Annotated in this window: 10 protein-coding genes; 5 read left to right on the top strand and 5 right to left on the bottom strand. The window is 40.5% G+C overall.

Annotated features, from left to right (window positions below; all coding sequences use genetic code 11):
- A partial coding sequence (locus K1X56_13345; protein ID MBX7095700.1) for a hypothetical protein occupies nucleotides 1-319 on the bottom strand: 319 nt, incomplete at its 3' end.
- Between the two features lie 142 nt (nucleotides 320-461).
- Here K1X56_13345 and K1X56_13340 point away from each other — a divergent pair.
- Nucleotides 462-1,055 carry a hypothetical protein gene (locus K1X56_13340; protein ID MBX7095699.1) on the top strand — a complete coding sequence of 198 codons (594 nt, stop codon included), beginning with the start codon at nucleotides 462-464 and terminating at the stop codon, nucleotides 1,053-1,055.
- Nucleotides 1,056-1,107: 52 nt separating this feature from the next.
- Here the strand turns inward: K1X56_13340 and K1X56_13335 are convergent, their stop codons facing one another.
- Both K1X56_13335 and K1X56_13330 read right to left on the bottom strand, forming a co-directional pair.
- A complete protein-coding gene (locus tag K1X56_13335; GenBank protein ID MBX7095698.1) occupies nucleotides 1,108-2,199 on the bottom strand; it encodes a DUF4421 domain-containing protein in 1,092 nt (363 codons plus the stop codon).
- A gap of 60 nt (nucleotides 2,200-2,259) precedes the next feature.
- Nucleotides 2,260-4,527: an aconitate hydratase gene (locus K1X56_13330; GenBank protein MBX7095697.1), complete on the bottom strand. Its 2,268-nt coding sequence runs from the start codon at nucleotides 4,525-4,527 to the stop codon at nucleotides 2,260-2,262.
- Nucleotides 4,528-4,684: 157 nt separating this feature from the next.
- On the opposite strand from K1X56_13330, the gene K1X56_13325 reads away from it, so the two are divergent.
- Nucleotides 4,685-5,806, top strand: coding sequence for a glycosyltransferase family 4 protein (locus K1X56_13325; protein MBX7095696.1), 1,122 nt, complete (start codon nucleotides 4,685-4,687; stop codon nucleotides 5,804-5,806).
- A gap of 5 nt (nucleotides 5,807-5,811) precedes the next feature.
- On the opposite strand, the gene K1X56_13320 is transcribed toward K1X56_13325, so the two are convergent.
- Nucleotides 5,812-7,926 (bottom strand): insulinase family protein, encoded by a 2,115-nt coding sequence (locus tag K1X56_13320; GenBank protein MBX7095695.1) that lies wholly within the window; start codon nucleotides 7,924-7,926, stop codon nucleotides 5,812-5,814.
- An 18-nt stretch (nucleotides 7,927-7,944) separates the two neighbouring features.
- Nucleotides 7,945-9,264, bottom strand: a complete 1,320-nt coding sequence (locus K1X56_13315) for an insulinase family protein (protein ID MBX7095694.1) — start codon at nucleotides 9,262-9,264, stop codon at nucleotides 7,945-7,947.
- 160 nt (nucleotides 9,265-9,424) lie between these two features.
- Here K1X56_13315 and K1X56_13310 point away from each other — a divergent pair, with 160 nt between their 5' ends.
- The 3 genes from K1X56_13310 to K1X56_13300 all read left to right on the top strand — a co-directional run.
- Nucleotides 9,425-10,618, top strand: a complete 1,194-nt coding sequence (locus K1X56_13310) for a pyridoxal phosphate-dependent aminotransferase (protein ID MBX7095693.1) — start codon at nucleotides 9,425-9,427, stop codon at nucleotides 10,616-10,618.
- Nucleotides 10,619-10,620: 2 nt separating this feature from the next.
- Nucleotides 10,621-11,610, top strand: coding sequence for a D-glycero-beta-D-manno-heptose-7-phosphate kinase (locus K1X56_13305; GenBank protein ID MBX7095692.1), 990 nt, complete (start codon nucleotides 10,621-10,623; stop codon nucleotides 11,608-11,610).
- The coding region (locus K1X56_13300) for a hypothetical protein (GenBank protein MBX7095691.1) at nucleotides 11,610-12,420 on the top strand (811 nt) is incomplete at its 3' end. The genes K1X56_13305 and K1X56_13300, both read left to right, overlap by 1 nt.

Below are 12,420 nucleotides of genomic sequence, written 5' to 3'. Positions count from 1 at the left end.
AATGATAAACAGTGGATGAAGCAGAATCTACTTCATCATATTGCCATGACATCGCCGTATAATTGAACTCAGCACCGATACTCATTTTATCGGAGAACATGTATTCACCTTTTAGTCCAACAGGACCAATAAATGAACTACTCACAATGGTTTGATTATCGTTTGCAGTAAATAAAGCTTTGGCAACACTGAAAAATCCATAATAAGGGTCTAAGGTTACATTGCCTTCTTCCACTGCCTGAGCTGAAATAGTATTACTATTAATGTAGGTTGTTAAGGCAAGAGCCAATACTGCAAGGGGACGTAAAATATTCTTCATAATTGATTTTGATTTGGTTAAGTGAATATAGCATTTTTTGGAAAGTGACATGAAAAAATCAGGCCAAAAAAATTATTCGACAATTTAAAAATGGGTGAATGGAAAATATATTTTTGCGGCCTAAACCCTAATCAATCAAGCAATGAAAAAGTTATCCTTTTCAATTTTAGCACTTTCATTTAGTGCAGTATTATTTACCTCCTGTGGTGGTGGTGTTTCTGAAGAAGTAAAAAAAGAACTTGCAGCATTCGAAGCAGAATGGACAAAAGCAGGTGAAGGTCTTGCTGCTTTTGGAAAAACAATCGCTGCCGAAGATTCTGCTATGCAGGCTATGACCCCGCATATGGTTCCTGATTCATTAAAACCCAATGCAACACCTGAGCAATTACATGCAGTTGATTCTTTACAAGTTGTATGCGATGGTCACAAAGTGAAAACAGCTGAAATTAAATCGACATTCGATGGTTTCATGGCTGCATGGGATAAAGATGGTAAGGACTGGGCTAGCTGGAAAGAGAAAGTGGAAAAAGGTGAAGTAAAGGAAGAAGAAGTAAAAACAGCAATGGCAGACTGGAAAAAGAAATGTGATGCCGCAAATGCTAATGTTACTGAATGGCAAACTGCTTTAGAAGCGGTAAAATCGGAATGTGGTGCTACTTGTGCTGCTCAAAAAGATGCAGTAGCTGCTATTCCTGCTGAGCCTGTAAAAGAAGAAAAAGGTAAAGGCAAAAAATAATAATTCAATTTATGAATAGTGAAAATGTCCCGGTAACTCCGGGACATTTTTTTTATATCCAGCTATAAATTTTATTGGCTTGAAGCCACTTGGTGAATTTGTTTTCAAATTTAAAACGGTAACCAAAAATTCCACCCTGGTAAATCATGGACTTAACCATCGATAAATTTTGTGGATCAAATGCATTTACATCTCCCATTATAAACCAATAGATGTAGAAATACTTTCCGTTATAACCAATTGATCCCCGATAATCCAAGGCGGAAAGACCAAGGTCGATGGAGGTCTTTTCTATTCCGTCTTTATGTGAAATCTTCCTGAATTGAAGTTCCGGTCCCCACGAAAAAGTTGCATTGGCAAATAGGCGTTTAAATAAAACCAGATTATAACTAAAGCCGGGGTTTAAAGAAATACCGATAGAACGAAATCCGTTGATATTGGCATCGGTTCCAAACATAGGTGAAGCAGGCAAAGGAACCATTCCTGTATCGCTTTGAATTCTGAATCCGTATACATTGGAAATAAGCAATAATGTTCCTGCGGATTTTAACTGGCGCTGTGTATTGGAATAGGCTGCGGCATAGGAGAATCTTTTTTTCTTATTGAAGAACCAAAAGAACTTCCCTCTGTATTCCTGTAAATGCATACTCGGATCCTGGTAATGGATGGAGCTGTCGTTGATGGGGAGTCCATACTTAATTAAATCATCATCGTAAAATCCCTGAAAAGAACGAATAGAAGTTTCTATGCGGTGACGTTTTCCGTTCAATGAAAAAGCCAGATTAAAGGTCTTGGTGATTCCCTTTGTTTTCTCATCCTTTTCATCCACGGGCGATTTCCAGCCTAGACTAAAGGATATTTTATCATAATCAATTCCAAACCCGGTAGAATGATTGGAATGGGTTTTATAATTCATGCGGGATAGTCCGAGGGTATCGGTGATTCCGGTTTGCCAGAAGTCGAAATTATAGTGACGGTAACTTTGGTATAGAGAAACAACGAGTCGGTCCTTGTACCTGGCCACATAATTGGTATCAAGAAAAGGTACCGGTTTATTTTTATGTTTAATACTATCCGAATCCTGATTGGCATGAACAATAGAAGAGATAACAACCAGAAAAAGAATGGGCAAGATTTTTTTCATATCAGAAAATTACAAAAAAAAAGGGCGGAAAACGTTCTGCCCTTCTGATTTGAATTGCAATTATGCTTTTAAGCTGGCACGAATAATATTAAGTGCACCACCTGCTTTAAACCACTCAATTTGTTGAGCATTATAGCTGTGATTTACTTTAATCTCTTCGGATGATCCATTGCTATGGTGAATAACCAAAGTAAGTGGAGTACCAGGAGCAAAAGAGGTTAATCCAACGATATCGAAATGATCGTCTTCCTGAATTTTATTGTAGTCCTCTTTATTGGCAAAAGTTAAAGCCAGCATTCCTTGTTTTTTCAAATTGGTTTCGTGAATACGTGCAAACGATTTTACCAGAACAGCACGTACACCGAGGTGACGAGGCTCCATGGCTGCATGTTCGCGCGATGATCCTTCTCCATAGTTTTCATCACCCACAACCAATGAACCAATTCGCTCAGCTTTATAGGCGCGCTGTACTTTCGGAACGCTGTCGTAAGCGCCGGTTAATTGATTTTTTACGTTGTCGGTTTTTTCATTGAAAAAGTTTACCGCTCCAATCAACATATTGTTGGAGATATTGTCGAGGTGACCACGGTATTTTAACCATGGACCAGCCATTGAAATATGGTCGGTAGTACATTTACCTTTTACCTTAATGAGAAGTTTTAATCCTTTAATATCTACACCTTCCCAGGCAGCAAACGGATCTAATAATTGTAAACGATCTGATGCAGGATCTACCAATACATTTACTTTGGAACCATCGGCAGCAGGAGCCTGATATCCGGCATCCTCTACGGCAAATCCGGTTTTAGGCAATTCATCACCACTTGGTGGATCAAGTTTAACCTGTTCTCCGTTTTCGTTAGTGAGTGTGTCGGTAAGCGGATTAAATGTTAAGTCGCCCGCAATAGCTAAAGCAGTTACTAATTCCGGAGATGCAACGAATGCATAGGTATTTGGATTTCCATCTGCACGTTTAGCGAAGTTACGGTTGAAAGAATGTACAATGGTGTTTTTCTCAGCTTTCTCAGCACCTGCACGATCCCACATACCGATACATGGACCGCAAGCATTCGCAAATACATTTGCGCCGATGTTGTTAAAGATGCTGATGAATCCATCGCGCTCAATGGTATAACGAACTTGTTCGGAACCTGGAGTGATGGTGAATTGAGCTTTCGTTTTTAATTTTTTATCTACTGCCTGTTTCGCTAATGAAGCAGAACGCGCAATATCTTCATAGGATGAGTTGGTACAAGAACCAATTAATCCAACTTCAACTTTGGTTGGCCATCCGTTTTTCTGTGCCTCCTCTTTCATTTTAGAAATAGGAGTGGCAAGATCCGGAGTGAACGGACCATTCAGGTGTGGCTCTAATTCGCTGAGGTTAATTTCAATGACTTCATCAAAATATTTTTCAGGATTTGCATACACTTCAGCATCACCGGTAAGGTGCGCTTTTACACTGTTTGCAAGTTCAGCAACATCTGCGCGACCAGTGCTAATGAGATAGCGGGCCATTGAATCGTCGTAACCGAAAGTGGAAGTGGTTGCTCCAATTTCTGCTCCCATGTTACAAATGGTTCCTTTACCTGTACAGGATAAGGATTCTGCTCCGGGACCAAAGTATTCTACCACTTTATCAGTTCCACCTTTAACGGTGAGGATTCCTGCTACTTTTAAAATAACATCTTTTGCAGATGTCCAGCCATTCATTTTTCCGGTTAAACGAATACCAATCAATTTTGGCATTTTTAGTTCCCATGGAAGACCTGCCATTACATCACACGCATCCGCTCCACCTACACCAATGGCAATCATTCCCAATCCACCTGCATTAACAGTGTGCGAATCGGTACCAATCATCATCCCACCGGGAAATGCATAGTTCTCTAATACCACCTGGTGAATAATTCCTGCACCCGGTTTCCAGAACCCAATTCCGTATTTATTCGATACGGAAGAAAGAAAATCATAAACTTCTTTATTGACTTTAACAGCGCGGTCGAGGTCGGCCTTTGAACTGTCTTTTGCAGTAATTAAGTGATCGCAATGCACGGTTGAAGGAACAGCAACTTTCGGACGACCTGCTTGCATAAATTGCAACAATGCCATTTGAGCTGTTGCGTCCTGCATGGCAACCCGGTCAGGATTAAAATCCACATACGATTTACCACGCTCATACGAAGATGAAGGAAGCTGATCTGCCAGGTGGGCGTAAAGGATTTTTTCTGCCAGGGTCATGGGGCGACCTAACATTTTACGTGCAGCTTCAACTTTACCGGGAAGTTCAGCATACACTTTCTTAATCATTTCAATGTCGAAAGCCATTGTTATAAGGATTTATCGTTTGTAAAGAATAAGGGCGAAAATAAGAAAAAAAGGCACCAGAGAAAAAGGAAAAACGGGTAAAATAAGGACTGTGAAAAAATCGGGGGATTGTTAACTTCGTGAAATATTCTGCCCCATTCTAAGCCGACCCAAAATATTGCTGTTTATTGACTGGTACCTCCCTGGTTTTAAAGCCGGAGGACCCATCCGATCCGTGGCCAATATGGTTACAGCACTTCGTGATGAGTATGAGTTTCTGGTGGTTACCCGAAATACGGATTATACCTCTGCTGAACCTTATACGGGAATTATTTCAGACGCCTGGAATGATGGTCCAAACGGTGAAAAAATTTATTATTTCTCCGAGGGCCAACTGAACCGTAAAAATCTGCGCCGTTTAATTGCGGATACCGATTTTGACATGGTTTATATCAACGGAATTTATTCCTGGAATTTTTCTATTCTGCCTCTGATTCTTTGCCGGAAATACGGTGCAAAAAAACGGATTATTGTCGCCACCCGGGGGATGCTGGCTGAATCGGCTATAGAGGTTAAATCGGGCAAAAAAAAGTTATTTCTGAACCTTGCCCGCTTTGCGGGTATTTATAAAAATGTGGTTTTTCATGCCACCAACGAAATTGAAGCAAGCGATATTCAAAAAGCCATTCATGCAAGTGCAAAAATTCTGGTAGCAGATAATTTTCCGGTGAAGCGAATTATTCCTGTTTCTCGTTTATCGAAAAAGAAAAAAGACTCCTTGCGCATGGTTTGTATAGCCAGGGTTGCCCCGGAAAAAAATATCGATTTCGGAATTAGCGTAATGGCAGATGCCTGGGCCACACCCATGAGTATGGACGTATATGGTCCGATTTATGATTTAAACTACAGTGAAAAATGCATGGATATGGCTCGCCACCTCCCTGCAGGTATTGAGGTAGATTTCCGAGGACCGGTGGAACCAAAACATATTCCTTCTTTACTGATGGAATATGATCTTTTATTCTTTCCCACCCGGGGTGAAAATTTTGGACACGTAATCATCGAAAGTTTAATGTCGGGAACTCCGGTTTTAACTTCCGATCAAACGCCGTTTAAAAATGCCGGTGGTGTGGAAAGTGTTGCATTGAATCCTGTCCTGATGAAAGAGGCCTTGTTGCGATGGTATAGAATGGGGAATGAAGAACACCAGCACCATATCAATGCTGCTTTAGCAGAAGCCCGTAAAAAAAACGATACCTCCCCGTTAGTGGAGAGGTATCGCCTTTTGTTGGGTAAGTAATTACCTTATTTTATTTCGAAATCTTTCGGATCTAATTTAGGATTGATTTCGATGGAGGTCACATTTAAATCCATGATTTGCGGACCCGCCTCAGTTTTGATTTTATGTGCATATTTTACACCATTCACTTCTTTATAATCACTTAAATAAGAAGTCGCCGTCATTGGTCCCTGCGGTGTTTCAGTGGTACTCTCCGTTTTTACCAGGAAGTAGGTTTTAGCATCATACCATTGGTATTCTACTTTACCTTTTGGATCAGTAATAGCCATTTTGATGGCATCAGCACCTTCGATTTCATCTACACCGATCAGGCTCAATTTATAGCCTAATTCCATATAGCGTAGCTCCAGATAAGGTTCTGCTTCCAGTTTAGCTGCTTCCAGTTCTTCACCTTCAATCATCGATTCACCTGCCATGCCCGACATTTTTCCTTTGGTGCCGTCAAACACTTTTTTCTGTGCAAGCATGGCGCCGTTAAGGATAACACTTTCGGAAGTTTTGCAAAGACCTTTTTTCTTAGGGTACAATTTTTTGCTGATGATTTCAATTTTATATCCCTGAATATCGGCCGACATTTTTACCACTTTCGATTTTACTTTGCGTATGTTGGCCTCACCACCAATGGCATTGATGTGAAGTTTGTACAATCCTTCGGCGGTTAATCCCTCAGGAACCGGTTTGGTTTCTTTAAATGGATTTCCGTACTGATCGTAATATTCAATTGCGTTTTTACCTTTCCAGCGATTGATGAAATCAGGCATTTTATCGCGGTCACCAACAACTACGATGTACGCATTTTCCGGACGAATATATTTTTGTGCGGTTGCATAAACATCTTCAATGGTGATTTTCGATAATTCCGTCAGGTATTTTTCATAATAATCCTTCGGTAAATTGTATTTATCGATGTTGATGGCAAAACGCGCAATGGTAGCAGGATTTTCGAGGGAGATGGAGAATTTACCGGTAATGGCATTAATCACACCTTGCAACTCCGCTGCTTCAACTTTCTCTGCACGAATACGGTTAATTTCTTTCATGAATTCGTTTACGGCAGAATCGGTTCCCGAAGTTCTTACTTCAGCATAGGCTTCGAAATGACCTGCATATTCGTCGCTCGCCATGGTGGAGTAGGCTCCATAAGTAAGATTATAGGTTTCGCGCAGATTACGGAATAAACGGGCAGATGCTCCCCCACCTAAAATTTCATTTAATACACGAACTTTCATTTCATCCGGACTACCCGGTTTAAGGTCGATCGGGTAAGTGATGTGAATGCTGGATTGAACAGAATTCGGACGTGGAACGAAAATAACTTTTGTTGAAGAAGGATTTACAATTTCAGGAACTGAGCTCTTCGGAACATCACCTTTTCTCCAGGTGCCAAAATATTTTTCGGTCAGTTTTTTTGCCTCTTCAAGCGTGATATCACCAACAATGGCCAAATAAGCAACATTGGGTTTGAAATACGTTTCATAGTAAGATTGGCAATCGCTCAATGAAACTTTTTCTACGCTTTCTTCAGTGGTAACTTCTCCATAAGGATGTGTTTTTCCGTAGTTCATGATTCCGGAAATATTTGCAGCCATCGCCTCAGGCGTATTTTTGCTGGCTTGTAATCCGGAAAGTGTTTGTTTTTTTACTTTATCCAGTTCCTCTTCTTTAAAAACAGGATTCAACAAAACATCACTCATGATTTCGAGTAATTTCTCATTGTGTTTTTTAAGTGAAGAAGCATAGATACCTTCCGAAGAAGCGCTTAAATTTCCACCGATAAAGTCAATTTCTTTATTGATTTGATCTTTAGAACGCGTTTTGGTGGCGGTCCCCATTAAAGAAGCCATAATCTCAGAATAGCCTTTAATATTGCCTTCCTGAATCGGATCGAGGTTCAATTGAATGGAGTAGGAAACTTTCGGAAGTTTGTGGTTTTCTACAACGAAAACTTTAAGTCCGTTTGGCATAATGAAGGATTCAATTTTGCCAATCTGAACTTTAGGGGCAGGACCCGCAACCGGTTTTTTGCTGCGGTCGACTTTCGTCTGTGCCATTGCCGGAATCATCATCACCGCAAGGGTGGCCGACAATACACTTTTTATGATAAGAGATTTTAATTTCATGGTCGTACTTATTGATGATTATTGCTTAGGAAGATAATAGAGCACCACACGGTTTTCCTTACGGAAATATTCATTGGCCACACGTTTAATATCTTCTCTGGTAACTTTCATATAGCGCTCAAGTTCGTTATTGATGAGGTTGGCATCACCAAAATAAACATGGTAGTTAGCTGCGTTTTCTGCAATACCTGCCATATCTGAATAACCGCTGATGAAATCGCTTTCCATTTGGTTTTTCAGTTTTTGAAACTCTTCTTCAGAAATAAGTTCGTTTTGAACTTTAGTGATTTCCTCATTAATGGCAGCTTCCAAATCCTGAGCATTTACACCCATATTCGCAATGGCAAATGCTAATGCAATACCCGGATCTTCGGTTGGTAAAGGGAATGTTCCTGCAAACAATGCTTTTTGTTTTTCATCAACAACTCCTTTGTATAAACGAGAGCTTTTTCCGTTGGATAATAAAGTTCCAAGCATCGATACCGCATAATAATCAGGAGTGCCTTGTGCAGGGATATGATAGCCCATGACTACAGCGGGTAATTGAATATTCGGATCGTAAACCGTGTCTCTTACTTCTTTGGTTTTGCGTGGTTCAACGATTTTCGGACGCGGAATCTCTTTTGTTCCTTTTGGAATGTCACCAAAATAGCGGGAAATCCATTCTTTCGCTTTTTTCACATCAATATCGCCGGCAATGGAAAGGGTGGCGTTATTGGGGACATAAAACGTATGGTAAAAATCCATGAACTCTTCGAGCTTCGCCTGGTTGATATACTCAGGAGAACCACCGGGGGTCCAGCGATAAGGATGATCGGTAAAGGCATGACCGAAAATTTCGTTGAGAATGGAACCATAGGGTTGGTTTTCGTTTCGTTGCTTTAGCTCCTCTTTTACAACGCCGCGTTGGGTTTCAACTCCTTCCGGATCAATTTTAGCATGCAACATACGTTCCGATTCCATCCACAAAGCCAATTCCAACTGGTTTGAAGGAAGGATTTCGAAATAAAAGGTGCGGTCGAACGACGTGTTCGCGTTTAAAACTCCTCCATTTTCCTGAATGAGTTTCATGTACTCACCGCGACCGATATACTCCGATCCTTCAAACAATAAATGTTCGAAAAAGTGAGCAAAACCAGTACGTTTCGGGTCCTCATTTTTAGATCCCACGTGATACAATACAGAAACCGCTACAATAGGGGTACTGTGATCTTCATGGAGAATTACATGAAGTCCGTTAGGAAGATCATACTCGGTAAACTTGATCTTCTGCGATTGTTGTGCCATGGCCGGAAGCAGTGCGCCGGCAAGGAACAAACTCAACACTTGTTTTTTCATAGATAGAATTTGACTAATCAAAAATACGGGCAAAAAAAGCAAATTAGGGGAATACTACACCAGTGGACACTAATCGGGATGATTGGATATTGGACGAATATTCCGACTTTATTTCCTTGTGGAGCGGTCAAAACTTTATATTTGTATCGAATACCAGACTATGAACCATCTTTCCGATCGGATCAACAACCTGACCGAATCTGCCACTTTAGCTATGGCAAGAAAGAGCCGCGAGCTCAGCGCCAAAGGGATGAACATCATCAATCTCAGCCTAGGCGAACCCGATTTTAATACGCCAGACTTTATTAAAGAAGCTGCTGTAAAAGCTATTCAGGATAATTTCACCAAGTACACCCCGGTGAATGGTTATCAGGATTTGCGTGAAGCGATTTCTGAAAAGTTTAAGCGGGATAATCAATTGAATTATTCGCCGGAACAAATTATTGTCTCCACCGGTGCCAAGCAAAGCATTGCCAATGTGGTGATGAGTTTGGTGAATCCCGGAGATGAAGTCATTATTCCAACACCATTTTGGGTTTCTTATGAAGAAATGGTGAAACTGGCCGAAGGAAAATGTGTATTTATAAAAACGTCACTCGAAAGCGATTTTAAAATTACAGAGGAACAATTGGAGAAAGCGGTAAACGCTAAAACCAAACTCATGATTTTCTCCACACCATGTAATCCCACAGGTTCGGTTTACACCAAAGAAGAACTGGCCGGTATTGCACGGGTGATGGAAAAAAATCCGGGATTGCATGTCATTGCCGATGAAATTTACGAGCACATCAACTTTATGGGCAAACATGAAAGTCTGGCAGCCTTTGAATCGATTAAGGACAGAGTCATAACCGTAAATGGTGTCTCCAAAGGATTTGCCATGACGGGCTGGAGAATTGGTTTTATCGGTGCTTCCAAAACTATTGCGGATGCTTGTAATAAAATGCAGGGACAAATCACTTCAGGTACCTGCTCCATTGCACAAAAAGCAGCGAAGGCCGCAATGCTGGCGGATCCAAAATTAACGCTGCCGATGCGTGAAGCATTTTTGAAACGCCGCGATTTGATTTTATCGCTCTTAAAAGATATTCCGGGAATCAGAACTAACATTCCTCAGGGAGCATTTTATGTCTTTCCTGAAGTTCATTCGTACTATGGAAAATCGTATAATGGTCAGAAAATAAATAATGCCGATGACCTTTGTCTCTTCTTACTCGAGCACGGTCAAATAGCCCTTGTCACAGGTGATGCTTTTGGTGAGCCGAATTGTATTCGTATTTCATATGCTACATCCGAAGATCTGATTACTGAAGCCATGAAGCGGTTAAAAAATACACTGGCACTTTTAAAATGAATATGGACATCAGCGCTTTCATTAAGTCGTTTTCCGATACACCGGTATTGGTGATTGGAGATGTAATGATCGATGCCTATTTGTGGGGAAAAGTTGAACGCATTTCGCCTGAAGCGCCTGTACCTGTAATCAATGTTACCCGAAAAGAAGATCGCCTGGGTGGAGCTGCGAATGTTGCCTTAAATCTATTAGCGCTGGGAGCTAAACCTTATATCTGCTCGGTGGTAGGTGCAGATCGAAAAGGTGAAGAATTGGAAGCATTAGTCCGCGGTTGGGGACTATCGGCGCATGGAATTATTTCATCTGAGGGAAGAATTACCACTGTTAAAACGCGTGTTATTTCGCAATCGCAACAAATGATGCGGGTGGATGAAGAGCAAACGGATGACTTAAATTCCGATGAGGAAAACCGCTTTATTCAATCCGTAAAATCACTTACTTCTCAGGTTAAACCTAAAGTAGTAGTATTCGAAGATTACAATAAAGGAGTTTTAACTCACCGGGTGATTGAAACGCTAATTGCTTTTTTTAATCAGGAAAAAATAGCAACCTGTGTCGACCCCAAAAAAAATAATTTTTTCAGTTATAAAAACGTCACCCTCTTTAAACCAAACCTGAAAGAGTTAAGGGAAGGATTAAAGATTGAAATTGATAAATCAAATAAGGAGCAACTTTCTTTTGCCGTAAAGGAACTTGAAAAACAATTGCATCCTGAAATTTCCCTGATCACTTTAAGTGAAATGGGTGTTATGATAAAAAAAGATGTGCAAGAATTATTTTTTCCTGCGCATGTTAGAAATATTGCGGATGTATCCGGTGCGGGAGATACGGTTATTGCTGTAGCGGCTTTGTGTTTAGCCAGGGAAAGTGATATCCGGGTTTTAGCACAATTATCGAATCTGGCAGGCGGATTGGTTTGCGAGCGGGTAGGAGTAGTGCCTATCGATAAGGAGCAACTTATACAGGAAGCGATTAAAGAGTTTTTAGTGTAATGGGGATACTGCAAAAATTCAGAGAAAAGGTTAATCTGTTTATTTACGATAGTAAAAACACAGTATTAGCTGTTTTTCGTTTTCTGAATATTTTTGTCACCCTAGGTGCCATAAGTACACTCGTGTATTATTATGGTTACCCTCAGGATGAACATACTTCCGAGTTCAGTATTGTTTTACTTAAATGTTCATTTGCATTTTATGTAACACATTTTTTTCTTCGGCTTTTTTACGATTTTGAACCCGGTAAATTCATTCGTGATCACTGGATAGAAGCGTTGATGATGATGGTGCTTTTTGTGGAAGGAGTATCCAACATGATTACCGGCCGAATGTTGCTGCAGACTTTTTTTGAGAGCATTGGCTTTTCGGGATTCGCAGAATTCTCCACTGTATTTATTCAGCTCTATTTCTTTTTTGTAGTGATGATTGAGGTGACACGTACCTATAAAATCATCCCTTTTATACGACTGCACCCGGCCACACTTTTCCTGCTCACTTTTTTAATCATCATTTTTTCAGGAACGGGATTATTGATGTTGCCGGAAATGACCACTCAGCCGGGGTCAATGTCCTTTATTGATGCATTATTTACCTCCACAAGTGCCACCTGTGTAACCGGGTTATCGGTGGTGGATGTTTCTACCTATTTTACCTTTAAAGGTCAATTTGTAATTCTTCTGTTAATTAAGGTTGGGGGATTAAACATTGTTGGATTCGTGGCATTTATTATTCTGATGTCGAAATTCGGAATTGGGGTAAAATACCATTCGTTTCTGGATGATTATGCAAAACGCGGTACACTTGAAT

The organism is Flavobacteriales bacterium (genome assembly GCA_019694795.1).
GTDB lineage: Bacteria > Bacteroidota > Bacteroidia > Flavobacteriales_D > UBA2798 > UBA2798.
The sequence above is the reverse complement of the archived record's forward strand: the minus strand, read 5'-3'. Positions and strand labels throughout refer to the sequence as shown.